General features: G+C 61.9%; 19 protein-coding genes. 6 read left to right on the forward strand and 13 right to left on the reverse strand.

The features are described 5' to 3' along the window. Positions 1 to 247: 247 nt before the first annotated feature. Positions 248 to 2,152, forward strand: coding sequence for an Eco57I restriction-modification methylase domain-containing protein (locus RPR59_RS13500; protein WP_313914908.1), 1,905 nt, complete (start codon positions 248 to 250; stop codon positions 2,150 to 2,152). Further along, positions 2,149 to 3,234, forward strand: coding sequence for a BsuBI/PstI family type II restriction endonuclease (locus RPR59_RS13505; RefSeq protein WP_313914910.1), 1,086 nt, complete (start codon positions 2,149 to 2,151; stop codon positions 3,232 to 3,234). Before RPR59_RS13500 ends, RPR59_RS13505 begins: the two co-directional genes overlap by 4 nt. A 787-nt stretch (positions 3,235 to 4,021) precedes the next feature. Here RPR59_RS13505 and RPR59_RS13510 read toward each other — a convergent pair. The 5 genes from RPR59_RS13510 to RPR59_RS13530 are packed head-to-tail and all read right to left on the reverse strand — an operon-like array spanning position 4,022 to position 9,778. Then, positions 4,022 to 6,016 (reverse strand): ATP-binding protein, encoded by a 1,995-nt coding sequence (locus RPR59_RS13510; protein WP_313914912.1) that lies wholly within the window; start codon positions 6,014 to 6,016, stop codon positions 4,022 to 4,024. Then, the gene (locus RPR59_RS13515; RefSeq protein WP_313914914.1) at positions 6,009 to 7,406 is read right to left on the reverse strand and encodes an SIR2 family protein; all 1,398 of its coding nucleotides are present in this window, start codon (positions 7,404 to 7,406) and stop codon (positions 6,009 to 6,011) included. The genes RPR59_RS13510 and RPR59_RS13515 overlap by 8 nt, the downstream gene beginning before the upstream one ends. A gap of 38 nt (positions 7,407 to 7,444) precedes the next feature. Further along, on the reverse strand, positions 7,445 to 7,999 hold the full coding sequence (locus RPR59_RS13520; protein ID WP_313914916.1) for a hypothetical protein: 555 nt from the start codon (positions 7,997 to 7,999) through the stop codon (positions 7,445 to 7,447). Between the two features lie 38 nt (positions 8,000 to 8,037). Next, positions 8,038 to 9,450 carry a competence protein CoiA family protein gene (locus RPR59_RS13525; protein ID WP_313914919.1) on the reverse strand — a complete coding sequence of 471 codons (1,413 nt, stop codon included), beginning with the start codon at positions 9,448 to 9,450 and terminating at the stop codon, positions 8,038 to 8,040. 25 nt (positions 9,451 to 9,475) lie between these two features. Beyond that, complete coding sequence (locus RPR59_RS13530; protein WP_313914920.1) at positions 9,476 to 9,778, reverse strand: hypothetical protein; 303 nt, start codon at positions 9,776 to 9,778, stop codon at positions 9,476 to 9,478. A gap of 300 nt (positions 9,779 to 10,078) precedes the next feature. Between RPR59_RS13530 and RPR59_RS13535 the strand changes: the two genes are divergently transcribed. The 4 genes from RPR59_RS13535 to RPR59_RS13550 all read left to right on the forward strand — a co-directional run bounded on the left by RPR59_RS13535 (position 10,079) and on the right by RPR59_RS13550 (position 16,526). Further along, positions 10,079 to 10,792, forward strand: coding sequence for an RNA polymerase sigma factor (locus tag RPR59_RS13535; protein ID WP_313914922.1), 714 nt, complete (start codon positions 10,079 to 10,081; stop codon positions 10,790 to 10,792). After that, complete coding sequence (locus RPR59_RS13540) at positions 10,792 to 11,742, forward strand: FecR family protein (RefSeq protein ID WP_313914925.1); 951 nt, start codon at positions 10,792 to 10,794, stop codon at positions 11,740 to 11,742. Before RPR59_RS13535 ends, RPR59_RS13540 begins: the two co-directional genes overlap by 1 nt. Before the next feature lie 87 nt (positions 11,743 to 11,829). Then, positions 11,830 to 14,391 (forward strand): TonB-dependent receptor domain-containing protein, encoded by a 2,562-nt coding sequence (locus tag RPR59_RS13545; RefSeq protein ID WP_313914927.1) that lies wholly within the window; start codon positions 11,830 to 11,832, stop codon positions 14,389 to 14,391. Then, the gene (locus RPR59_RS13550) at positions 14,388 to 16,526 is read left to right on the forward strand and encodes an Atxe2 family lasso peptide isopeptidase (protein WP_313914929.1); all 2,139 of its coding nucleotides are present in this window, start codon (positions 14,388 to 14,390) and stop codon (positions 16,524 to 16,526) included. Before RPR59_RS13545 ends, RPR59_RS13550 begins: the two co-directional genes overlap by 4 nt. Here the strand turns inward: RPR59_RS13550 and RPR59_RS13555 are convergent. From RPR59_RS13555 to RPR59_RS13590, 8 genes are all read right to left on the reverse strand, one after another. Beyond that, the gene (locus tag RPR59_RS13555) at positions 16,509 to 18,263 is read right to left on the reverse strand and encodes an asparagine synthase-related protein (RefSeq protein WP_313914930.1); all 1,755 of its coding nucleotides are present in this window, start codon (positions 18,261 to 18,263) and stop codon (positions 16,509 to 16,511) included. The two genes, RPR59_RS13550 and RPR59_RS13555, sit on opposite strands and share 18 nt — an antisense overlap. After that, complete coding sequence (locus tag RPR59_RS13560) at positions 18,260 to 18,919, reverse strand: lasso peptide biosynthesis B2 protein (RefSeq protein WP_313914932.1); 660 nt, start codon at positions 18,917 to 18,919, stop codon at positions 18,260 to 18,262. Before RPR59_RS13560 ends, RPR59_RS13555 begins: the two co-directional genes overlap by 4 nt. Positions 18,920 to 18,970: 51 nt before the next feature. Beyond that, complete coding sequence (locus RPR59_RS13565) at positions 18,971 to 19,090, reverse strand: benenodin family lasso peptide (protein ID WP_284053979.1); 120 nt, start codon at positions 19,088 to 19,090, stop codon at positions 18,971 to 18,973. A gap of 118 nt (positions 19,091 to 19,208) precedes the next feature. Beyond that, positions 19,209 to 21,548, reverse strand: a complete 2,340-nt coding sequence (locus RPR59_RS13570) for a S8 family peptidase (protein ID WP_313914937.1) — start codon at positions 21,546 to 21,548, stop codon at positions 19,209 to 19,211. Positions 21,549 to 21,559: 11 nt separating this feature from the next. Continuing rightward, positions 21,560 to 22,531: an AAA family ATPase gene (locus RPR59_RS13575; protein WP_313914939.1), complete on the reverse strand. Its 972-nt coding sequence runs from the start codon at positions 22,529 to 22,531 to the stop codon at positions 21,560 to 21,562. A 195-nt stretch (positions 22,532 to 22,726) separates the two neighbouring features. After that, on the reverse strand, positions 22,727 to 23,335 hold the full coding sequence (locus RPR59_RS13580; protein WP_284054055.1) for a GntR family transcriptional regulator: 609 nt from the start codon (positions 23,333 to 23,335) through the stop codon (positions 22,727 to 22,729). Further along, on the reverse strand, positions 23,335 to 24,210 hold the full coding sequence (locus RPR59_RS13585; protein ID WP_313914942.1) for a phytanoyl-CoA dioxygenase family protein: 876 nt from the start codon (positions 24,208 to 24,210) through the stop codon (positions 23,335 to 23,337). Before RPR59_RS13585 ends, RPR59_RS13580 begins: the two co-directional genes overlap by 1 nt. 25 nt (positions 24,211 to 24,235) lie before the next feature. Next, positions 24,236 to 24,853: an acyl-homoserine-lactone synthase gene (locus tag RPR59_RS13590; RefSeq protein ID WP_284053983.1), complete on the reverse strand. Its 618-nt coding sequence runs from the start codon at positions 24,851 to 24,853 to the stop codon at positions 24,236 to 24,238. Positions 24,854 to 24,926: the final 73 nt, after the last annotated feature.

The following is a 24,926-nucleotide window of genomic DNA, read 5'->3' on the forward strand; positions in this document are numbered from 1 at the left end:
TGCAGCGAGCAGATGACCGAGATTGGGCGCCTAGTGGCCGACCCTCGCACCCCAGCGTGCTGACGGTTCTCGCCAACAAAGCGGACGTTCCCTGGTCTCCGCGAGCTCGTCGAAAGCCGCCCTCCATTCATCGCATGCCGGCGCCGGGATAAGCACTCAGTCGATAGGCGGGTCGAGCCCAAGTCGTGCCGACGCCTCTCGCTATTTGGACGCCACCAATTATACCGCGTCGAACTGCAGTTACCTAATGGAGGACACAGTTGCGATCGTCAGCGAGGTCGGGCATCGTTGGAACGTATCGGGAACCGGCGCGCACCTCCGTGCCGCTCATACCTCGGACGAGAAGGAAGAACGTGTGCAGATTCTAGGCGACGCCAAGCGCGACCATCCGGTACCACCGGACGCCGATTTTCCGAAGCTTCGCCTCGAACTCACGCGTGCCCGCACGCTGTGTCGCGCTTGGGCTGGGACTATTCCTGAATCGCGCCGCGACGATATGGCGGCGCTTTTCGCGCACCGCGCGCTTGAAGCGCTTGCGCATCGCCATGCACCCATGCTCGACCTCCGCGCCCCTGCGGCAAAGCCCTTCGGCGAGCTCGATCATGCCGCTGCGCAATTGGCCGCGACTATCGGCCACGAAGCGGCGGCGCTTCCGCTCGTCGAGGGCCTTCATCTGGTCACCAGTCTCTATCCGGCGCTTTTGTCCGAGCGCAGCCGCGGCTTGCGCGGTGCGTTCTATACACCTCCGTGCCTGGTCGAGCGTCTGCTCGACCAGGCCGAAGAACATGGTGCCGATTGGGCGACCGTGCGCGTGCTGGACCCAGCAGCTGGCGCGGGCGCGTTCATGGTTCAGGCGGCGCTGCGCATGCGCGCCGCGATGGTCGCCAGCGAACCGGCGTTCGTCTTGCGCCAGATCGGCACGCGGCTAGCGGGGATCGAGCTCGATCCCCCTGCCGCGGTGCTTGCCCAGGCCGCGCTGGAAATTGCTCTTGCCGATGTGTCGCTGGCGGCGGGCGAGCCGGTCCCCGAGCTATTGCGCATCGCGGACACGCTCGAACAGGCGCCCGAGGCCCGATTCGATCTTGTCATTAGCAATCCGCCTTATGGCCGTGTCAATCTCACACCCGAGCAGCGGAAGCGGTTCGCGCGCAGCCTTTTCGGGCATGCCAATCTCTATGGCGTCTTTACCGACATCGCGCTGCGCTGGACGAAGCCCGGCGGGCTGATTGCCTATCTGACCCCGACGAGCTTTCTCGCCGGCCAATATTATGCCGCCTTGCGGCGCCTGTTGGCCGACGAGGCGCCGCCGGTGGCGATCGATTTTGTGCACGCGCGTCGCGGCGTGTTCGAGGATGTGCTTCAAGAGACGCTGCTCGCGCTCTATCGCAAGGGCGCGCCGGCAGGGCGAGCGCAGATTCACTATCTCCATGTCACGAACGAGCGCGAGGCGACGACCACGCGCAACGGCACGGTAGCCCTCCCTCCGGATTCGGGCGCGCCTTGGCTCGCGCCCCGCTCTGCCGCGGACAGTCCGCTGATCGCGCAGGCCGAGACGATGACCGCGCGCCTGGGCGACTGGGGCTATTCGATATCCACCGGTCCGCTCGTTTGGAATCGTTTCAAATCGCAGCTGCGCCAGAGCGGGGCGGGCAAGGACGTCCGTCCGCTGATCTGGGCGGAATGTGTCAGCGCCGACGGGCGCTTTATCTTTCGCGCGTTCAAACGAAATCACGCGCCGTTTTTCAAGCTCGAGCGAAAGGATGGCTGGCTGCTCGTCGAGGAGCCGTGCGTTCTGGTACAGCGCACCACCGCCAAGGAACAGGCGCGTCGCCTCATCGCCGCCGAGTTGCCCGCGGCGTTCGTCGATGAGCATGGCGGCGTCGTCGTCGAGAACCACCTCAACATGATCCGCGCGGCTCATGGCGCCGCGGTGGCGCCAAGGGTCGTCGCGGCGATCCTCAACAGCCGAGTCGTCGATCAGCTGTTCCGTTGCATGAACGGCAGCGTTGCCGTCTCGGCGTTCGAACTGGGCGCGCTGCCACTTCCCACTGCATGCGCGCTCGGCAAATTGGAGAGGCTGGTTGCGGCGGGCGCCGGTCGCGAGGCAGTCGACGCCGAGTGCAACAGATTGTACGGCCAGACGACCGCATGATCGACCTGCCGCCTTATGCCGATCGCGACCTCGTCGCCGAGCGCCTGCCACTCATCTTTCCCGAAGGCACGCCCAACCGGAACTATTGCGTTCGCGAGTTGGCGGCGAGCACCGTCTTTGCCGCGCTCTATGTCGGCGCCGTTGAAGGCACCGGATGTTATCTCGGGCCTGTCCACGTTTATCGCATGACCAACGAGCAGGCGGCCAGAGCCGAGGACGCTGAGCGCCTCGGCTATGACAAAGCCGTACTCAAGCGCGGCGGCCATGTCAGCGGCGCACGCTGGTATGCCGACAACACACGCGAGCCGATCCGGGATGAGACCTTGCGCGACGGGCTGGTCGCCATCGGTGCGATCACGCGCCGTGAGGATCTGCCGACGACATCGGGCAAGCCGCGCTACGCGCTCAAGCGCGATTTCGCTGCATTGTTCGATCCGGCGCTCGCTGGCGAGGCACTCGAGAAACGGATAGCGGAATTTCAGGCCACGCATTTGAGCAAAAGTGCGCTTGCCCGCGTAACGATTATGCAGGCGGGCGCGGCCGCGCGCTCGGACGGCGTGCTCGTCACCTTCCCCAGTGGCGAAACTCGACCGCTGGCGCCGGGCCCAAGTTCGTTTATTGCCCAAGGCGTCGTCGAGGTCTTCGCCCCGCGCTTCCTCGAGACACCGGCCGTGCTCTGGCTCAGCGAGAGCGGGAACAAGGTCGTGGTTCGCGATGACCGGATCGCCGCATCGATCGGGTTGAACATCGAGGCGGACAAGAACCTGCCCGACCTCATTCTTGCCGATCTCGCGCCGCGCGATCCGCTCATTGTGTTCGTCGAAGTTGTCGCAACCGACGGCGCGATCACGCCACGCAGGCAAGAGGCGATCTTCGACCTAACCGATGCGGCAGGCTTCGATCGCCGGCAGATCGCGTTCGTCACCGCCTATCAGGATCGCGCCTCGGCAGGATTCAAGAAGACCGTGACCCAATTGGCGTGGGGGAGCTTCGCGTGGTTCGTTTCCGAGCCCGACCACATTGTCATTTTGCGGACCGGCTCGGGGACGTGCGCCTCGCTGGCGCAGCTGGTTCCTGGATGACTCCGTCTGCGGATCTTCCTCCGCCAGTGGTGTTTCGTAAGTGATACTCTCAGGACGCGAGCCTGCCCGAACGACCGAGATCGGGGCGCTTAGCTGACCGGCAGCTTATGCCGGGAGCCGCCTCGTGGCTCAGGCGCCGCTTGCTGACTGACATGTTTCGAGAAGCGATCCTGGGAAAGCGGCCGTTTTCGGACTCGACGCGAGTAGTCCACTCCCGCCAACATAGCGGTCCTTCGTGCGCTCGATTCGACTTTTCGAAACCCGCCGTCTGTTCATCGGCGACACGACTTCTTGCACGGCAGCGCCGATGCGGAGGCGACTGCTATGCCTCGAGTCATAACACGCAGGCTGTCGGCCCGAGAGGGTGCAGCGTTTGCCTCAGAGCCTGACAACTCAACCACGAATGGAACATAACGCGCACATAGCCGCATTTACAGTCCTGAGATTCGTCGCGCGCGGGGTACTCCTGTCCGAGAAATGCACGACGAGTTTGAGCGCGGGGCTGCAGGCCGGTGATTGGATGTACCGAGCGGGCGTAGCAAGTGCGGCTTTTGTGTAGGAATTGGCAGCGAACGGCGGCCAGTGGCAAAATGGCTGGCCACGTCCAATGACGATGGGCACTATACCGACGCTATCGCGCTATGATCACGCCGCCGTAAAGCGTCTTTCTCCGCCGATTGGCACCGTAGGGGGCAGCGGTTTGTTCGCCTGGGTAGGCCCCTTCTTGGTTCCTTAAAATGAGCCGCTGCACAATGCCCATGAGCAGCGCTGGCGGATATGCGCCTCGTCAGGCACCCCAAGCCTCAATGACTTGCGATAGCGGGAAGGGATTCTGTTCCTTCCGCCATTCATGATAAGGCGCGGCCGTCTGGCTATAGGGGCTAGGCTCCGGTCGATCGAACTGGACGCGCGTCGGAATATGGAAGGCGCTGCCGAACACGATCGCTTCACCTGACGATAAGATTGTCACCTGATCGAGCAGCCGTCGTGCCTGCATTGGAATGATGCGCCGAAAATGGTCGATGTCGTCAGGATTTTGCAGGCGATGGCTGATGAAGTTGGCGCACTGGCTGATGATGGTCTGGCTGATCTCGCTCGGCCGCTGGCTGGCAATGATAAGCGAAAGGCCAAATTTGCGGCCCTCCTTGGCGATCCGCTCGTATGTCAATCGGGCCAAGCGATGACCGCGATCCTCGTCCGAGCGGGCCGGACGTGCATAATTGTGCGCCTCTTCGAGAACGAGCACCCAGGGATGCTTATAGCGCGAGGCTGCCGGCAGGCGCTCACGCGCCTCCAACAACACCCGCCCGATCACCGCGCACGCATAGGGCAGAACCTCGTTGCTCAACATCGACAGGTCGAGCACCGAGACTTTCGGTCCAGTCACAGTGCCAAGCCCGAAGCGCGCAAACCATGCGGACAGCTTCTCGATCTTTGTATCGGTTTCCTCATAATTGAGGAAGGCGCGCCACCGCTTATCGTCGATGCGAGTTTTCAGCCGCAGCTTCAACGTTGTCAGATGAGCATCGACGCGAAACGTATCCTCCTTGGACACAGCGCGATTGATGAGCGACGGATCGGTCAGGGTTGCGCGAGCGATGTGCAACGGGGAGTCGGCAGTGCGCGCACCGGCCTCTGCCGTGCCGCTGCTGCCTGCGATCTTGGCGCGAACCGCGTCTTTCAGCTTCTCCGCCTCCGCTGCGATGGCGGCCTGATTGTTCATAACCTCAGTGTTGAAATCGTTGGCTGACCGATGAGCGGTAAACAGGCCAGCGAACGGGTCTGTATCAATATCTGCATGGGCGAGGTGGCCAATCACGGCATCACAATAGGAACCGGCTGCTTTCTTCTTGATTTTCGTCAGTTCGCTAAGGAGCTGGTCGAGAGCGCTCATGCCATTCTGAAGCGCCCCCATGCTGGCAGCGGCCGTGGCGCTGCCGCCTTTGGCAATCGCCCACCAGTCCTTCAGCACGGGCTCCTGCGTCTGTTCCGAAGCGCTGAGCCACGCACAGATTTCCTCCGCGTTCAGAAACCAAAGCGGAAGGCCGAACTCCTTGCCATTAAGGTAAATGCGATCGGGCAAGCGCTGCGATGCTTCAGCGGCCGGGAAGGCTTTGGCATATTCGCCGTTGATGTCGAGGATGAAGACGTGCGGCTCTTCGGCGGCGCCATCAAGCGCCGTCATCGCCTTCTGGATCAGGCTCGACACCGAGAAGGACTTGCCCGAGCCGGTATTGCCAACAATCGCAAGCGGTCGTGAGAACAGGTCGTTATAAGAGGCGCGGACAACGTTGCGATCCTGACCAGTTGGGTATCCGATCTTCAGATCACAATCGAAATCCTTCGCGCCATAGTCCTCCGGTTTGTTGCGCCGAGGGGGTATTTCGAACATTGCGCGAAGGATATCCGGCGATCCGATTTCCGCGGGCGTATCGAGTGTCGGCAGCACCGAGATGCCCGGACCGAACGCGGGCTCCTCATCCTTGTGCTCGATCGTCCCCAGCAACTGCACGCTCGCGACGCGGCGCGGTTTCATCAGTTCGAGGTTGAGATCGTCTCCGCTGCCAGGATCGAAGGTCTCGCGAGCTTCTAGATCGGTGATGATGCCGATGACCGTTTCACCGGCGCCGAGCGAGAAGGTCAAATAGGCGTTGATCGCGATGGCGGCCTGCACTCCGTCCAGCGTGGCGCGCAACGCCGACCGAGTTTCGGGCAGCAGTTCGACCTTCACCCGGAAGCCTTGGACCGAGACGATGTGACCCACGAGGCGGGGATTATCCATCCGCGTCCTCCGTGTCCGCCCCGGTTGAAGTCGCGGAGGAAGCGATCTGCTTTTCGAAGCGGCGCAAGCGCAGAAAATCGTCGAGCCACTGCACGTCAGGCATCACCGTTCGCGCAAAATCGTCGAAGGTGGCGTGCTTAAACGGCGTTGCAGAGAAGGCGTCCGTCGCCGGGCACAGGACGAAAACGCGCTTGCCGAGATCCTTGTATCGCCGAATGCGCGCGATCACCGGACTGTTCGGATCGGGTTCGACCACAAGCATCACCAGCGACGGATTCATCAGCGCGTTCTCAATGATCCGGCTGACATGATCGTCGCCGAAGCCATAGCCCAGCACGAGGAGGAAGGTCTGGGGAGTGCCGAGCCTCACCTGAAAGGACCGGAACAAGTGCGCGTAGGGCATCGCAAGCGTCTGAGCAAATTTGTTCGCGGTCGGTAGGATTCCGACCGAGGGAGTCCCCCCAGCCAGAGAAGGAAGCGACGCGGCTTTCTGCTCGGCTGTCAAGGTGGCGTAGGTCCGGAATGGCATCAGATCGGGATGCCGCGCACGCATTTCATTGCCGTGCTCGAACCAGTGGATCGAGCCATGGAGCTTATAGAAATGCAGGAACTTGTCGAAACGCCGCACGCGGCCCTCTGCCACCTCGCCTGGATAGTAGATGTCCAAACCATAGACGGAAGGATCGAAGCGGGCGGAGGCGCGGCCGGTGAACCCATCGAAATACTGGACGCCGAGCAGTTCCAGTGCCTGCTCGAACAGCGTGTCGTAATTGAGCGTGAAGAGATGGGTGCGGCCGAGGTTGCTATCCCGCGCCACGAGCTTTGACAGGAACGCAAGATGCGGAGCGATGCTATCGGCAGACGCAGCCAGCCCGTTATCGGGCAGCAAAAGCGCGCACTCGGCGAAGATTGCCATGCGAAGCCGATCAACGAACCAACGCAGATCGGCGACGCTAGGCGCGGGCGTGCTGGGCCAGGTCACGGCGGAAAATGGCCCGCCGGGCGACTCCGCGACGACCAAAGCATTCGCGACGAACGAGAGCCATGCCTCAAAGCCGATGGGGTCATCGTCGTCGAAGGCGGCAAGAAGGACAGCGTTTTTGCGGGCTTCGATGATGGGAGTGATCGAGGTCGGAACGTCGGGCATAGCCTCGATCGTGGCGAATACAGCCGTTTCAAGATTGGCCATCGTCTTGCCGCCTGCGGAAACCGACGTGCCCGATCCCGTCAGAACGACGAGATTCTCCATTCGTAGCCATTCGGATATGAGTGCCTGAAGGCGGATACGTCCCTGCTTCTGATCGAGGCCCGCCAGTAGATCCCCGATGCCGCCGTCTTCAGCGAGGCCGATGAGGTGATAGTCGATAGGTGCCGGCGGCACGGTCGTCATAATATTCCCCCAGTTAGTCCCCACGATCGTGGCTGGCTTTAGCCGAATACCTCCGATCCTGCACCACGCATATCCATCACGAGTTTTTCGACGAACCGGCTCGCCATCCGATAAGGGCGGTGATTTGCTATTCCCGAGCTGATGCCTGGGGACTGTTCTTGATAGCGATTTTCACACCATTGACGCACGTCGTCGCGGAGTCCTCGATCGCTGAGTATGTAGGCTGCAACGCTGACGCCAATGACCATCCGCCGAATAGCCGTGAACGGATAGCGGCTCGAAACCTCCAATCCGTAGTCGCGCGCGCTCAGCATGATGTGAGCTTGCCAGCGGGATTCCGGGCAGTGTCCGAAGAACTGCTCCACAGCTTCGCGCTGACCGTCGGATGGGAGATCGAAGTTCAGACTACCGACGACCGGGAACGTCTGTTGAACTGTAAAGGTCTCAACATCGCCCTCACGCCCAATGAAGCGCGTGACCCTCTGCCTGCGGCGATTAGCTGGCCGGGTCTTTCGGCGATAACAATCACCCGCCCCTGCCAGATCAATCGTGAACTCTTGCGTGGTCGTTAAATCGCAAGATTCTATGGTCATGTCGGTGTGTTCCCGGCGAAATATAAGAACAGATCATATCAGCTTGACGGAAGTGCTTGTGGCCCGGTCGCCCACTTGGGCAATCGTCCCAAATCCGCCATTTCCGCCCGGACCATGCCATCAAGGGCTTCTGGAAACAGGCGGGCCAAAGCCTTCCAGACGGGATGCTCCCGATCGACTTGGTCGTGGGCGCTCCGGGCATTGCCCTGAATCTTCCGGAGAGAGGGACGATCCAGTAGATTGGCCAAGGGCGTAGTCGTCACAAATGCTTCGATCAAGTTGGCATAGGGTGCGAAGGTCGCGGAACTAAGCTTGCTGTTCAGCATCGCAAGCAGGGCGCCATCGCCCGAATGGCGTGTGATATGGAGAACCTCTTTGTCTTGCTCAGCGCTGTGTGCCACCGAGCAGAGAATGGCGAACAGGCTGGCAAGATGCGCCTGTCCTCTATCGGAATGGCTCGCCCAATAGTTCTCCTTCCACGCGGACAGCTCGGGCACATAGCTTCGCACAGATGCCCAGGCGGGAGCGAATTTTTCGCTGTAGAACGGTGAGGATGGCTTGTCCGTCTTGGCCTGCTGAAACGCCTGCCACCAACGGTTTCGGACCTCCTTGCAATATTTTACCAGCCGCTCGCTGCGCCGGTCCTCCAGAAACACCGACAGGCCCGTGGTAATGTCGAGATCATCGAGCGTCACGAGACGAGATTTGAGATAGCCGCCTTTCCCATCCTCGAGATAGCATTTGAGGATCAGGGTGCCTTTCTCGATCGAGGCGGCCTCGGCGTCGTTATCGAATACGAAAGCGTTGCCGCGCTGCATGGTGATGACATCATGAAAGCCCTGCGGAAGCGGGTCTTCCAGCTCCCGGAAAATCCAGATCAGCCGGACGCCTTCGCGTTCATAATGTACATGACGGGCCACGACCTCGGGGGCGAACGGCTTTGAAAGCTGAATTTCCAAGGCGAACCTGCCGAACGTACCCATGTCGAGGTACACGTCCGGCCACCGGCCACGGGCATGAATCTCCGGCCGCAAATAGGTGTCGATCGCCGAGCTGACACATCGCGGGTCGGCTTTGGCGAGGGCCTCTATCGTCTGGCAGAGGCGCCGGTGAAGCGCGGACTCTTGATGTCCCTGATATTGCGCGGCACGAGCGTCGTCGGGTTTCAGATTACCGCCTTCATACCAGGGGCAGCTTTTCGGACTCTCCGGAAAATGGGCGTAGAACGGAATATGCCCCCCATCGACCGCCTGGGCGCGAATGAAGACACCGGCCTCGCAAAGCCTGCATCGGGCGAATGGGCGAGCAGGTTCGGCCTGCCGCCGGATATTGATCTCATTGCGAAGATGCTCCCAGCCTTCGCGGGGCATCGCCATGAGAGCTTCGATCGACACCGCGCCGCGCGGCAGCTCGAAATCGACTGTCCGAATAGTTCGTTTCCGATCAAACAAGCGCCCCACGCCTTCCGTCAGGCGCTTAACGGTGCGCGTAGCGATTGGTTCGCGCCAGTCTCAGAAACCCTTGGGGATCGACGAGAAGAATCTTCTTCACGCCCCTCTCCCCGGCGCGCGCTTGCGCCAGATGCAGGAGTTCCAGAGCAGGGAGTTCAAAGCCGCTCAACTTTCGGGGTTGGCCGACATCGGCCGTCACGGGGCCGGTGAGGTCCATCTCCATTTCGGCAACGATGGATTGACCGACGCCCTTAGAGCAGTCGATGTAAACAGCCATGTAATTCTCGCCCGCCTCGATCGCGTGCGCGTCCGTCACAACTTTGGCCAAAATCGCTCTCCTCAACAACGAGAACCTTTGTAGAACATTCTGTCGCCGAAGATAAGAATATAAGTTGGTCGCGCTTCCCTTCGGAACCGACGCTCTAACTCGACTTGGCGTTCGACTGAGGCATATGCTCATAAGCTGAAATCACTTCGGGTTGCGATTTTGTTCTGCATAGCTAAGTTGGTCGAGCGTCGCGAACACGGCGCCGAGGCGTGAGAACCTCGCTTGGGGATCGGACCCGCCACTTATCCGGCCGGGTGGCCGATGCGTATGTCCAAGCCATGCGGCTAAAGGCATCGGCGCATGTCTCAAGCATGTTCTCAACACCCGGCTTTTGCCGGCCTCGCCTCGAAGAATGAAGCGGGGTCGACGGGTGATGAGGCATTTCGACAAGGTAGATTCTTGCAATGTGCGTCGGCGCTGGCCGAAACCATGCCATTGAGCGCCCCCAAATTGGCGGCATTTTTCGACCCGCGCCTCTCGGAAGATGATCCGCTGCCGCCGGAAAGGCCCCCAGGTCCGCCGACCATAGAGTTTGAAGCGCTCTATCGCGGGCACGCCCCCCGATTGCTTCGCTTCTTTTCGCGACGCACGAATGATAGCGATGCCGCTGACCTCGTGCAGGAGAGTTTTGCGCGGTTGGTCCGAGTAGAGCGATCGTCGCAAACGCGCATCGAAAGCCCGGCTGCCTATCTCTCAAGAATCGCGAAGAACCTGCTTCGCGACCAGAAAAAGTCAGCAATCCAGCGCGCCGATGCCATGCGAACCGAATATGATGACGCGCTTCATGTGGGGATCGACCCCGACCCGCAGCTAAACCATCGAGACGCGCTCGCCCGAGTGGATGCGGCAGTCAAACGCTTGAACCGCCGCACGCGCGAGATATTCCTGCTACATCGCGTGGAAGGCCTCACCTATGCGGAGATCGCCACCGAGATGAATATGAGCGTGAAGGGCGTGAAGAAACAGATGGCGAAAGCATTGTTCCAGCTCCGCCGTGACGTCGGACCGATCTGATGCCGCGCTGGTGGTTGTGGGGGCGCAACGCGCGGATCGCGCGCGACGCTGCCTACTGGCATACAGAAATGCTCGAAGCGCCTTCGGCGGAGACACAGGCAAATTTCGACGCCTGGCGAACCGCCGACCCGGCGCACGAACGGGCATATCGAGAAGTCGAGCCTTTTTCAGCGCTGGGGAGCAGACTGGCGAGCCCGGTCCGCCGAGCGCCGCGGGCTTCGACGTTTATGAAACCGGCGTTCGGCGTGGTTATCGTAGCACTCTGCATTATGGGCGGGCTCTTGCTGTTCGTCGGTCGCGGCGCATCGCCAGCCTATGCGGAGGTGTCGAATTCCGGCCGCGCGGTGCGGACGGTCAGGCTCGCCGACGGGACGATTGTCGCGCTCGATAGGAACACATCGCTATCCGTCTTGATCACGCAAGGCTCGCGGCGGATACGGTTTCAATCCGGGCGTGCCCGATTCGATGTCGCCAACGATCCGGCCACTCCTTTCGTGGTCGAGTTGCGCGGTGGAACGGTTCGCTCAACTGGCAGCGAATTCGACCTTGTGGCGGACGCAGACGGAATGCGGGTGATAGCGCTACGCGGAACCGCGAGCCTGTCCAGCTCCGATGCGCCCCAAGCAAGCGATATCGGCTTGGTTGCAGGTCAAGCCATGCGGTTTTACGACGGCAAGCTGGCACCGATTTCAATTTCTCGCGACGAGCGTCTTTGGCCGGCGAGTAGAATGGCATTCGATAACACGCCCCTTGCCGATGTCATTGCGGCTGCGAACAAGATCGGCACGCCGCCGATTCGCTTTGCATCTGCCGAAATCGGCCGGCTTCGCGTAACGGCGGTTCTCGACCTGCGCGACACGCGGGCACTCGCGCGCAAACTTTCCGCCACCTTCGGCCTGAAAGTGAGCGCCACACCCGACGCCATACGATTGGCGCGCGTCCCTTCATAAATTTTCGTATCGAGGGGGGCCATACCTCGATCAACCTCGTCAATCCTCCCGCAGGCACCGCGATGGTGCCAGAGGGGGAGAAGACGAGTGCAGCACAAATGGATGGGCGCAATCGCGGCGATGTGCGTCACAGCGACGCCTCAGACCGCAATTGGCCAGACCAAAAACGCGCGCGCCTATAACATTCCGGAGCAGGATCTTTCAGCGGCGCTCAAGGCGTTCGCGGCAACATCGGGCCGCGAAATCGTCGCCGCGAGCGACGATGTTGCGAACAAGCGCAGCGCTGCCGTGGTCGGAACCTTCACGCCCGAACAGGCAGTCGCCAAGTTGTTGATTGGCACAGGGATGTCATTTCGTATCGTCGACGGAGCGTTCGTAATCCGTCCGGCAGCCACATCAAATGCCGGCGACGAAAATGCCAATGCCGCGGACATTGTGGTTACCGGCAGCCGAATTCGGGGAGCGCCAATACCCTCGCCCGTCATCACCATCGATCAGGCGCAAATTCGTAATGCTGGCCAAGCCACGCTCGGCGATGTCGTCCGCAATATTCCCCAGAGTTTCGGAGGCGGTCAAAATCCCGGTATCGGCTTCAATGTTCCTGCCATCAACGGCGTCGATGTCGGCGGCGGATCGTCGATCAATCTGCGCGGGCTCGGAAGCGACGCGACCCTGACGCTTCTGAATGGACACCGGATATCCTATAGTGGCTCACGCCAAAGTGTCGATGTCTCGACCATTCCCGTGGGGGCTGTCGAAAGAATAGAAATCGTCGCGGACGGTGCCTCGGCGCTCTATGGATCGGATGCCGTGGGGGGCGTCGCCAACATCATTTTGAAGCGCGATATGAACGGGCTCGAGACCCGCGCGCGCCTCGCCACGTCGACGCAGGGCGGGGACTTTCAACAACAATATGATGTGATCGGTGGACATCGGTGGCGAACGGGCGGCTTGATTGCGGCCTATGAATTCAACCGGAATACGGCGGTCGAGGCATCGCAGCGATCCTATGCGGCGACGCGATCGCCGGGCCTCACCCTGTTTCCGTCACTGCGTAATCACAACGCCGTCGTCAGTGGTCACCAACAGCTGACCAGCGCGCTCAAGTTCTCAATCGACGCGCTCTTCAACGATCGGCGGAGCGCGATCACCTATGCTCAAAATCCAGCAGGCGATCTGTCGGTAAGCGGTGCTCACCAGGTTACGAAGACACGGGCCTATGCGATCGCTCCCACCCTTTCGGTTGCCGTCGGAGATGCCTGGAATCTTGCCCTGTCGGGAAGTTATGCGGGAGACCGAACCAACTATCGCATTGACGGCTTTTCTGCGGGAAGTTCCACGCTGCTCGGCGCGGGTTGCTACTGCAACGGGGCGCAATCGGTCGAACTTGCCGGCGACGGGCCATTGTTCAGCTTGCCCGCTGGCCCCGCCAAGGTCGCTTTGGGGGTCGGATATCGCAACGTCAGGCTAAGAAACGACCGCGGCGCAGACAGTCCGCTAAATTTCGAGCGCTCACAATCCAACCGCTATGCTTACGGCGAACTCAGCATGCCGGTTGTCGGCCCCGCGATGGTGATCCCGGCAGTATATCGACTCAACCTGAGTGCGGCGCTCCGTTACGAGCGTTATCAGGAGACCGGCTCGGTCGCGACGCCGAAATTCGGTCTGATCTATGCGCCGACGTCGAGCATCGATCTCAAGGCCAGTTGGGGAAAGTCGTTTCGCGCACCGACATTGCTGCAACGCTATCAGCCACCAGCACTCACACTTCTCAACGCTGCGGTCTTCGGCGAGCCCGATCCGCCGCCCGGATCATCCGCGCTTTATATTCAGGGGGGCAATGCCACGCTCTCCCCGGAACGCGCGACCAGTTGGTCGGCTACCGGCAGTTTCCATCCGCCGGGCATTCCCGGCCTGACCGCCGAAATCAGCTATTTCGACACCCGCTATATCAGTCGTATCGTCACACCGATCGGCTTCATCACCCAAGCGCTCAGCAACCCCGTCTATGCAGCCCAAGTGACGCGAACGCCGTCTCAGCAGATGTTGGACGCAATCCTGGCGAGCGGCGCATCGTTCGTAAACGCCACTGGCGCGCCGTACGATCCTGCCAACGTCATTGGCTTCATCGATAACAGCAATGTCAATGCGGGGCGGCAATGGGTGCACGGCGTCGACATGCTCGCAAGCTATCACGGCAAGATAGGCCGGGATACGATCGCCCTGAATGCCAATGCGAGTTATTTGACCAGCCACCGGCAGATCAGCGCAAGCCAACCCGATCTGCCGCTTGCGGGCATCCTGTTCAATCCGCCGCATTGGCGCGGACGTGCCAGCGCAACCTGGAGCCATGACGATCTTTCGCTGACCGCCATCGCCAACTATTCCGGCGCGCTCAAGGACACGCGGTATTCACCCGCTGCCGAGCTTCCGTCGCAGTTTCGCTTCGATTTCACCGCGCGGTATCGAACCGGAGATTCAAGCCCGTACTGGCTTCGCGGAATCGACATCACCCTGGGCGTCGAGAACGCATTCGATGTCGATCCGCCGACGATCTTCACAACGACCGTGACCGATACGCCCTATGATTCGACGAATTATTCTCCGCTCGGTCGAGTTATCAGCCTCGCGGTCAGCAAATCATGGTGAGGGTGACGCAGCAACGTGCGACATCCGGCTATGTCCGGCTGCTCCTTCTTCTAATGTCGATCGTTGCCGCGCATCCCGCCTGGAGCAGATGTACGGACTGGACGCCGTTCGCAAAACGATCCGCTGTCACCCGACCGATTGCCGCGTCCGATTTACTCGGGATCGCCGGTATCGGCCGGCCCGATTCAGAACCGATCGGCGGCCCAAGTCCATTGGCGATTTCGCCCGATGGCGAGACAGCGGCGTTCCTCATTGCGCGCGCCGACACCGCGACCAATCGCTATTGCCAGGCGCTGGTTCTGATCGACCTCAAAAATTCGGGCCCGCCACGAATTGTCGATCGCGGCGGCGACTTCATCATGACCGAGGTTGTGGCGCGCGGCCTCTATATTCCGAACGGCTTTCCTCGACAGATCGTGCCGGTCTGGTCGGCCGATGGGCGGTCGATCGCCTATCTGCGCCGAGCGCATGGAGCAACGCATATCCGGCTTGTCTCGGTCGCGACGGGTAAAGCCCGCGACATCATCAGTCAGGCGGGCGATGTCGCATCGTTCGCCTGGATGCCCGGCGACAAGCGCATCGGATTTGCTGCCGAGGCCAGGCGCCACATGATGGAGAGGCAGATCAACGCCGCCAGTCGCAGGGGCTGGCTGTACGATGAACGGGTGACGCCCAATACCAGTTGGCGCCCGCAACCCAAGGCGCCGGTGGCCAATAGCTACAAGGTAGTCACACTGGCCTCGGGGCGCGTCACCGACGCGACGGATCAGGAGGTCCGCTTGATCCGCGCGAATGCGGACCGCGCTGCCAATCCGGAAAAGGCCCGTGCTGGCGAAGCGTCGGCATCGACCGAACCAACCGCACCATCGCCACTCTCCGCCAGACGATTGCAGGTCACGGACCGAAACGGAAGAGAGGTCCGCTGCGATCAACCAGCCTGCACCGGCACTTTTGCAGGGATGTGGTGGAAAGGCGGCGGGACAACGCTGATTTTCCTCAAACGCGAAGGTTGGGACCATCGCTATACCGCGCTGTATCGCTGGTTGCCGGCAACCGGCGCTCCCCGGCGGATGCTACGAACCGATGACCTTCTCGAGCGATGTCAGATGCATCTGCGGAAGTTGCTGTGCCTGCACGAAACCGCCACCCATCCCGCCGATATCGTCCAAATCGCCCCCCAAACCGGGAAGATCGAGACGCTGTTCGATCCCAATCAGGCCTTCGACCGGCTCGACCTGGGCCATGTGAAACGGTTGACATGGCGCAATGCATTGGGCCTCGAGGTTTACGGCGATCTCGTACTGCCGCCCGGCTATCGAGGCGATAGGCCGCTGCCGACAATCGTCACGCTCTATCATTCGCGCGGGTTTCTGCGTGGCGGGACCGGCAATGAATATCCCGTTTTTCTCTTTGCGCAGCGCGGGTTCGCGGTTCTCAGCATCGAACGCCCCGCCATATTCGCCGAGCGCTTTCCCGAGCTAACCACATTCGACGCCATCAACGCCGCGGACCTTGAGAACTGGAGCGAGCGGCGCAGCGTCCAGTCCGCGATCGCGACCGGAATCGAACGCCTTGTCACGCGCGGTATCGCCGATCCGCGCCGCCTTGGTATTACCGGGCTTAGCGACGGCGCGTCCGCGGCGCGCTTCGCGCTCATCAATTCCGATCTGTTCGCTGCCGCCTCGATCAGCAGCTGCTGCGTCGATGAATCGGCTCCCGCGCTCGCGGGACCCGCATGGGCCGAGTATAGTCGCAAGATCGGCTATCCGCCGGCATATCCGGTCGATAACGAATTCTGGCGTCCCTATTCCTTCGTGCGCAACGCACGAAGGATGGACACGCCGCTCCTGTTGCAGCTTGCCGATAGCGAGTCGCTCTATGCGCTGCCGACAATCACGGCGCTGCGCCAATATCATCAGCCGGTCGAGATGCGCGTCTTTCCGGATGAGTTCCACATCAAGTGGCAACCGGCGCACCGCGCCGCGATCTACCAGACCAATCTCGATTGGTTCGACTTCTGGTTGAACGGCAAGATCGATCCCGCGCCCGAAAAGACAGATGAATATCGCCGATGGCGAAGACTGCGCGCCAATCACCAACAAAATGGCTCGACGCGATCAAACCGAGATCCATGATCGAAGCCAGGCTTCGACGTCGGCGAAGTGCATGAGGCGGGCATAGCCATGACCACGCGTCGGTCCCCGCTGATCAAGAATGCCAGCGATCGCGTTCCTGTCGACAAACCCGTGCGCCGCCAACAATCCCTCTTTCACAAGCTGCGCGATCACGTCCCGGTTGCGCTCGAATATCTCAATGACGAAACTGTCCATCGCACCTTTCGACCGACGCCATGCGATCGGTTCCGGGAGGTAGTCGTTAAACGCATGCCGCGCCACCGCACGGTTGTGGCCGCGGTCGAACCAGTGCCAGCTTGGAATCGCGACACAGGCCTCGACAATCGGCTGCGCGATCAGCGGCGCAACCGATGGTACGGCCGCTCGCGGGTCGGGGCTTTCCACCACGCTCTGCGCCGCCGCGATCAGGCCGATATGCGCGGCCGATCCTGGCATGGCGCCGGGCGGCGGCAGGAGCCAAGGGTGATCGAGCGCCGAGGAGGCAGCGGCGACCGCGCAGGAAGAGAGCAGGGAGCGATCGCCCGCGACCCGATATGCTGGATCGCGGCGTAACCGTCTTATCGCCTGCCATAAGACACGCCCCACACTCGCTTGCGTCAGCATGGCGATGTCGCCCGCCACCTTCCAGCTGCCCTGAAGATCGCCACCGGCTAGAAGGCGGTCGGTCAGCGGCGCGGCCGATTGTACCGAGCAGAAGACATTGTCGCCTCCCCCGCCATGAACGATCGCCTGCGCTCCCGTCTCGCAAGCGGCGGCGTGCGCGGCGGCCCGGGTAGCCTGCGCAAAACTGCGCGCGCTGGGTCTGGGAAGTCCCGCCGCGGCGGATTTGAATAGATCGATTTCGACCGGTTCACGCAGAACCGACCTGAGCGACATGCCCAAATGGGATGTCAGTGCTTCGGCGTAATGGCGTTCGTCGCCACCCCGATCCCGGGTCACCATGGTCAACGCAGTCGCTGCCTTGTCCATATCGGCGACACAGGCGGCCACGATCGACGAATCGAGGCCGCCTGAAACCAAGCCAAGCATTCTGTCGAATTGAGCGAGACGCGCGGTCACGGCACTTTGGATCGTGCTTGCCAGCAGCTCGGCGGCGTCCCGTGAATCGACGCGCAACGGCTCGGCAGCGACAGCCCGCCATGGCGACCAGATATCGTCCACCGTCCAGGCGCCGCGGTGCCAGCGCCCCCGGCTTCCGCCCGAAAGCTCGTACAGTCCGGCGAGGCATGTACGCGGACGGCGCAGATCGGGTGCGACGAGATGTTCGGCGACACCGACCCAGTCGATCGACGGGCGGTATCCAGCGATGCGAACCAGTAACTCGACATCGGAAGCAATCACCAGCCCATGCTGTGATTGCCAGACATAGACCGGAAGATCTCCGAGCGGCGCGCGCAAGACCATGAAACCACCACCCTCGTCTGACAGGATAGCAAGATAGGCCCCCCAATATTCATCAGCCAAGCGCGTCCCACCCGTTGCGACGATCGCACGGCTCTCCGCCGATTCGAACGATCGAACCCGCGCGCAGTCATCGCGGCGGAAGACTTCACCCAAGACAATGTTCTCGCCGCCAAGACCAAGGCCGGGCGAGGCGGCCATGAGATGCAGACCTGGATGATCGACAATCGTCATCAGGCCGAAAGCATTCGCCACCGGGCCATCGAGCGGGTCTTTCCAGTCGGCATCGGCGTCAATTCCGCAAGCCAGAAAAGCCAGATACCGGGGGCGAATCATATCGAGAAGATCGGGGTGAAGGGTATCACAGTGTCGAGCTCGTCGCTTAGCACCAGCTCGCCATGCTGGACCCAGGCATGTGCCTGGAAGGGCCGCAATCTCACCCCCATTACCAGGTCGACATCGAGATTGCCCGCGATCGCCGTGCGGGTCATCGCGATCGAGATAGCAAGACACTGGTTCAGCGATCCGGTGGTCAGCGCTGCACGCCTGAACGTTCTCGCGAGTATGGCCGCATTTTCCTCGTCATCGGTACGAAGCCGTCCGGCTTTGGCAGCTCGCAGCGTCCCGATCAGACGGCAGAGGGCGCGACATCGCAGCTCGATTCTTGCCCTGACAAGCGAAACCGAAGCGTCGACAACGTGCCGCAGACCGACATTGGCGGTACCTTCAAAGGCCGAACGGACAGGCGATATTGGTGGCGTGAAACGTGACGGCACGCCCGGCCCGTCGGTTTCGACGAGAAGTCGCTGACGGACCAGACTCGTTAGTCGATCGCAGTCTTCATCCGACAGCGGTTCACCCGCGACCAGGCGGGCAAAGGACCGTTCCATATCCGTACCCAGGCAGAAATAGCGATCGGCCGCGAGATCCAGAAAGACGAAGCGGCCACCGGCATCGCAAAAGCTGATATCCGGAGCGAGTTGGAAAACCATGGCGCGCAACCCGAAAAAGAGCGCGCGGAAACAGTCCGCGCGCTCATTCGGTCAGTCATCGGCAAGACCGGTCGGAATCAGGCCGAGAAATTCGTCCCCAACCTGCGCACCCGGACCCTGCGTCTCGATGCTCGCCGCACCCAGATCGATGACATCGTCTTCGCGTTCCATGATACACTCCTTCATCAAATCGCTGCGAAAATGCAGCTCCTGGAGTGTAGGAAGCGGGGGCGGCTATCTGAACTTTATACGGATTCTATTTGGATTATGTAGAATCCGCAGCGATTGCCTAGACGCGCACCCGGACGCGCTGGCGCAGCCGTTCGTAGAGCGGAATTTCCGCTTCGTGAGCGATCTCGACCGTTACCGCGAAGGCCTGCTGTCCGGCGTCCCCCGCCCACCCGCTCGCGCAGCGAACGACCAGATAATAATTGTCGCCATATTGGCTGACGTCGCGCTGGAAGGTGACGGTCGCGGTCTGCAGGCTCGATTTCTCCCGCACGGTCGAACTCGGATCGAGCTTGCAGTTGAAGCGCGGTTCCATTTCCGGAAACGGACCGTCGTCGGGCGCGCGCTTTCGAAAATGGTCGAATATCTTGTCCGTGTCGCAGCCCCGGATCAGCCGGAAACCCATCGACACCCCATTATAATCCCGTCGGCTGTGCCGCACCGGGGGATCATATGCGAGGCTGACGCGAACATGGCGTCGGCCGCGGCGGGTCTGGAACGGCTCGGGGATCGGTATCTGATAGACCGCGAAATGATCGACCGGAAGTTCATCCTCGGCATAGAGCACGACGCGGCTGTCGTCCGAATAAGCTGCACGCTCGGCATCGACCCGTCCATGGCCACACAGCGCGCGTGCCGCAGGGTCGCCGAGCAAATTGACCCGCGCGGTCGCTTCTTGGGGGATGCTCGCGCCGCCCGCCAGAAGCGCTCGAACGAGGTTCGCGGACGCGTCGGGGAAACGCGCCAGGATTTGACTTGCCTTCAACGCGACGAGCGGCGCGGCATGCGATGTGCCCGAGCGCGCGGCAAAGAGCCGGTCGACCGGCTGGTAGTGAAGCGAAACCACACCGGCCTCGGGACGAACCTCGCCGCCGCGAAGCGCCGCTGTCGGCCCGTCATAGAGGAGCGTCCCGCCGATATCGACGAAATCGGGCTTGATCGCCCCGCGTGCGCCGGGTCCGATGCGGGTGAAGGGCGACGGCTCCATCGCGCCGGTGATCGGACGGATCCCGACATTGTCCGCCGCCCGAGGACCTAGGCCGTCGCCATGGGCGAGCGAGCCGACGGTGACGATATTCATTCCGCCGGCCGGCTCGCACAGGCGATTGGCGTTCTCGAGCAGATAGCGCGGATAGTCGGTGACCGCTTCCTCGACGCGCAGGCCGCCCCTGGGCTGTCGGTTGCCCGCCGCGACGACAATGACGATATCGAGTTCGCGGACCAGTTCGTCAAGCGTCTGCGCCCAGGGGCCCACCTTGCCGTTTTCGATGAGTTTTTTCCGGTCGCCGAGCGCGACGACGAAGATCCGGCAGCCATAATCGTCGTGCAGACGGCCGATCGCTTCGCGCATCAGTTTCGGCGTCACGCGGCTGTTCGGAAACTTGCCGTCATGATCGACGACTTTCGCCGAACAAAGCCGCGCATGACGGGCGAGCGTGCCCGCCCCAAGTTGCCCGCGCAGGTCTCCGAAGGTCGCGATGCCGCCGACAAACGTGCCGTGACCATAATCGTCGGCGGTGCCGAGCGCAGCGGGAACACCGATCGCGCCGGCGATAATGTCCTCGATCAGCGGATGATCGTTGACGCCGCTGTCGATGATGCCGATGAGCGGAGCGTCGGCATCGAGCGCGCCGAGTTCCGGCAGATCGCCAAGCGCGAGGTCGACGAGTTCGCCCGTCGCGAGATCTGGTTCGGGTGGGAAATCGAGATCGGCGATTTCCTCGATCGTCAGCAACGAGCGCACCACCGTTCCGTCGCAGCGCAACCGCACCATCGTGATGCTCGGACCGATATGCCGGTCCAGCTCTTCGGCGCCGAGCGCTTCGGCATAGCGCGCCACATCATCGGTCTTGCGTTCGCGCACCTCGCGGCGGCCGAGATCCCATAATTCGATATCGACGATATAGCTCTCGCCAACCTGAAAATCCTCGACCTCGACCAGCCCTGCCTCGCGGGCGCGCATGCCGATCCGGTCGCGCGGCGACACCTCCGAAAAGCTCTCGATATTGGCGATGAACGATGCGTAAGCGGGATTTTGCCGACCCGGTTGCACGCCGCGACCATAGGCTTCGAGCTTGGTGCGAAACTCGTCCAGCTCGTCCGATGACGCGAACAGCACCATCGTGCGATCCTCGTCGCTCGACAGCACGGTCAGTCCGACCTTGTTCCATTCGTCTTCGAGCAGCGCGGCGTTCATCTCGACACGCAAAATCAGCGAGGGATCGACCGCGTCCGGACGCCGCCGCCGCTGCTGCGCGGCAATCGCCCCGTCGAGTTCATCGCCGAGGCGCCGGCTATGACCGCCAGCGTTCCGGGCAGGGGGTGGGCCGCCGCCACCGGTCTTGCGGCGCGGCAGTCGCTCCGGCAGCCGTACAAGCTGAAGATGATCGTATCGTGCCACCCCGGATGCGGTCAGACCGGTTCGTTCATGCGGGAGGTCCGGCGACGTCTGCGCCGTTCATCGGCGATCGCATCGACAAAATCCCCTTCGCTGACCCGTTTGCGCTTGGCGATGATCGACGATTTGGTCGCCTGCAGGCAGATTCGATCGAGTTCCGCATAGGCATAGCCCTCAAGGTCGGACAGATGCGCCTTGGGGTCGAAATCGATGCTGAGATTCTTGAACTTCATGGCCACGAAACGCTGGATCATTCGGCTATCCGGCTTGTCGAACCATACAACCTCATCGAACCGCCGCCAGATCGCCGAATCGAGCGTCTGATCGAGGTTGGTCGCCGCGATCAGAAACCCCTTCGGCCGCATGCGATCGATGAAGATGAGCAGGCTGTTGACGACCCGGCGCAATTCATGGTGCTCGCCGCTCTCGTCGCGCGTCCGGGCAAGCGCATCGAATTCATCGAAGAACAGCACGCAAGGCTGGGTGCGGGCGAACTCGAAAATCTTGCGCACATTCGCGGCCGTCTCGCCCAGATAGGAGGAAATGAGCTGGTCGAGCTTGACGACATAGAGCGGCAGACCGAGTTCGGCGGCGAATATCTCGGCGCAAAGCGTCTTCCCGCAGCCCGGCGGTCCACAGAACAGCAGTTTCGAGCGCACCGGCAGTCCGTGACGGCGAATCTCGTCGGCCCGGTCGAATTCCTTCATCAACCCGAGAAATATCCGGATATTCTCAAATGACAGGATGATATCCTGCTTGCCGTGCACCGGCTCGATGCGCTCGATGAAATCGGCCGCGGCCTCGGGAAAGGGCAGCAGTGGCGCGAGCGCCTTTGGTCGCGATCGACGTGACGGACCATTCGACAGCGACTTGCGCAGCGACCGGGCAAGGACGCGGTTATTCTTCTTTTCTTCTTCGGTGATGATCTGCTCGGCAACGGCGTGGAACTCCTCATCCCTGCCATAGCTTGCCAGAAGCTTTTTCATCAGTTCGCCGCGCGCCATCTTGTCCTATCCGACCATATGGCTATCGATCATAGTCGCGTTCGAATTTTTCGCCATATTTTCTCGCTTGCCAATTCGCGAGAAACACCCATCACTGTTCTTTGCCATATGGCTTGCATCGACACCACCGCCAAGGGTGTTTCGACCGCGCGCGAAGCGGGGCTGGCCGGCGATCGCTCATTCTCGTCGATGGACGAGGCGCACGATATCGGCGGCTATTCTAAGACGCCGGCGGTGATATTGACCGCTCAGGCGCCGCAGCGTGTTTTTATCGCCAGCATCGACTGCTGCGGCGAGCGCACGCAATTCCGCGCCAATGTCCTCGAGCAACTGCGCTTCGATGACGCGCACGGCGCTTAGCCTGGCGTTCAGCGCCTCGACCGCACGGACATGTTCGCCGTTCAGCGATCGCCGCGCGATCGCGGCAAAAATATCGGCATCGCCACCAGCGACCGACTGCGCGACACCCTCGATGGTCTTTTCTGCGGACACGACCTTTTTTGGCCAGCCCCGGATCGCGAGCGTGACCAATTCGGCCGACCAGGCGTAGAGATCCTTGAGCGATGGCTCGTCGAGCGTCGGCAGATAGAATCCCGTGCCGCTATGCGCCTCGACCAATCCTTCGCCGGCACACATATGCAAGGCATCGCGCACCGGTGTGACGCTCGCGGCCATCTGATCGGCGAGCACGGTGGGATCGAGCCGGTCACCGGGCCGGAAGCCGTGATCCATGATCCGGCGCTTGAGCGCTTCATAGACCCGCTCGGTGGTCGCTCCCGAATTCATCACGCCGCCCGCTGGTCCTGGACATAGGCCTCGATCAGCGCTTGCTGGTCGGGCCTGAGCGCGTCGATCGCGCCGCGCGGCGTGTCGGGGCACCCCTCGAGCAACACCGAGGGACATTGTCCCTCGAAATTGCCGAGATTGGGCCGATGTTGCCGGTAGCCGATCAGCGCGGCGAGTTCGGGATCGAAGTGCCGCGCGACCGACGGCGGGTAAGCGAGCCACTGATTTTCATAGGGTTTGAGCCAGCCCAGCGAATAGCCGATGACGACGCCGCGGCGAACCTGCTGTGTTCTATTGGCGCCCGCCCCGTGCAGCGTCGAGCCGAGAAAGACCAGTGCCGCGCCGGGCGGCATCGCCGCGGGGACCGGGTCACCGCTCGGCTCTGGATCGAGCGCGGCGGGGCCGTGCGTTCCGGGCCAGACGCGCGTCGCGCCATTTTCAGCGGTGAAATCGCTGAGCGGCCAGATCACGTTGACGAGATATTCGGACTCGCCGACGGGCACGCGCCACATATCCTGATCGCGGTGCGGCATTTGCTGGGGTGCACCGGGATGTACGGCGATCGCCTGCGCAACATTGAGCTGAATACAGTCGCACCAGGGCGACAGGATGCGCTCGACGATGGCGAGGATGGTCGCCTGCCGGACCAGCCGGGCCGTCTGCGACGACCGGGTGAGCAATCGGCCGAACCGCTTGGTGGTGGCTCCATAAAAACCGCCCTGGCCGAACGGCGTCGCCGCAAAGTCCTTGGCCAAATCGTCATCCAGCGCGCCGATCGTCGCTTTGGGCACCGCATCGGGAATGATGCAATAGCCACGCTCGGCGAGCTCGGTGGCGTACCGCTCGCTGTCGTTCCCGGTCGATATTCCTGTCATGGCATCTGTCCTTCAAATATGGGCGTCAAGCGGCTTCGCGTTCGCCACCGACAAGCGTCGCGGCCGACCGGATACCGGCGACGGAGAGTCGCTGCGGGGTGTCCTCGGCAATATCGATGCGCAGCGCGGCGAGCATTTCGCCACCGATGCGCTGGGGAAGGCCGAGCGGGATGCAGCGCCATCCAAAGGCCAGAATTTGCTGGAACCAGCCCATCTCGGCAATCGCGCTATAGGCCGCGATGCCCTGATCGAGCGCATGGTCGGCTAGCGCGGTCACCAGCGTGTCGCGCACCGCACGGCGCTCACGGGCGCGCAGGCCCCGATCGAGACAGAAGCGGGTCACTTCCAGGATATCGGCCCCGCACGGGGGGCCGTCTTCGCAAAGCTGCGGGTAAAAGCTGCCGAGAATGTGCGGTCGCGTCGTCGGCAGCAGCCGGGCCGATCCCAGATGGCGGCCGGCGCGATCGACGAGCACCAGATAGGTCGCGTGCTCGTCGTCGAACTGGTCGACCTCATAGCGGCCGTCGATCACCGGCACGTCCCATTTGAGCAGATCGACGAACACCGATTTGCGCGCGGCGAACATCGCGCGCAGGACGCCGTCGGGCGTTTCGGAAGCGCCGAAGCGAAGCGTATGAAGCATGGCGGATGACCTTGGCTGTGACGGGATTGGCCAAGGATCAGCCTAGGGGCTTGGCGGCGCTATGCCGGAAAAG

The organism is Stakelama saccharophila (assembly GCF_032229225.1).
Taxonomy (GTDB): domain Bacteria; phylum Pseudomonadota; class Alphaproteobacteria; order Sphingomonadales; family Sphingomonadaceae; genus Sphingomonas; species Sphingomonas saccharophila.

Coding starts and splice junctions, on each gene's coding strand:
- RPR59_RS13500 (WP_313914908.1), top strand. CDS start 248: ATGGAGGACACAGTTGCGATCGTCAGCGAGGTCGGGCATCGTTGGAAC.
- RPR59_RS13505 (WP_313914910.1), top strand. CDS start 2,149: ATGATCGACCTGCCGCCTTATGCCGATCGCGACCTCGTCGCCGAGCGC.
- RPR59_RS13510 (WP_313914912.1), bottom strand. CDS start 6,016: ATGGATAATCCCCGCCTCGTGGGTCACATCGTCTCGGTCCAAGGCTTC.
- RPR59_RS13515 (WP_313914914.1), bottom strand. CDS start 7,406: ATGACGACCGTGCCGCCGGCACCTATCGACTATCACCTCATCGGCCTC.
- RPR59_RS13520 (WP_313914916.1), bottom strand. CDS start 7,999: ATGACCATAGAATCTTGCGATTTAACGACCACGCAAGAGTTCACGATT.
- RPR59_RS13535 (WP_313914922.1), top strand. CDS start 10,079: ATGTCTCAAGCATGTTCTCAACACCCGGCTTTTGCCGGCCTCGCCTCG.
- RPR59_RS13540 (WP_313914925.1), top strand. CDS start 10,792: ATGCCGCGCTGGTGGTTGTGGGGGCGCAACGCGCGGATCGCGCGCGAC.
- RPR59_RS13555 (WP_313914930.1), bottom strand. CDS start 18,263: ATGATTCGCCCCCGGTATCTGGCTTTTCTGGCTTGCGGAATTGACGCC.
- RPR59_RS13560 (WP_313914932.1), bottom strand. CDS start 18,919: ATGGTTTTCCAACTCGCTCCGGATATCAGCTTTTGCGATGCCGGTGGC.
- RPR59_RS13565 (WP_284053979.1), bottom strand. CDS start 19,090: ATGGAACGCGAAGACGATGTCATCGATCTGGGTGCGGCGAGCATCGAG.
- RPR59_RS13575 (WP_313914939.1), bottom strand. CDS start 22,531: ATGAAAAAGCTTCTGGCAAGCTATGGCAGGGATGAGGAGTTCCACGCC.
- RPR59_RS13580 (WP_284054055.1), bottom strand. CDS start 23,335: ATGAATTCGGGAGCGACCACCGAGCGGGTCTATGAAGCGCTCAAGCGC.
- RPR59_RS13585 (WP_313914942.1), bottom strand. CDS start 24,210: ATGACAGGAATATCGACCGGGAACGACAGCGAGCGGTACGCCACCGAG.
- RPR59_RS13590 (WP_284053983.1), bottom strand. CDS start 24,853: ATGCTTCATACGCTTCGCTTCGGCGCTTCCGAAACGCCCGACGGCGTC.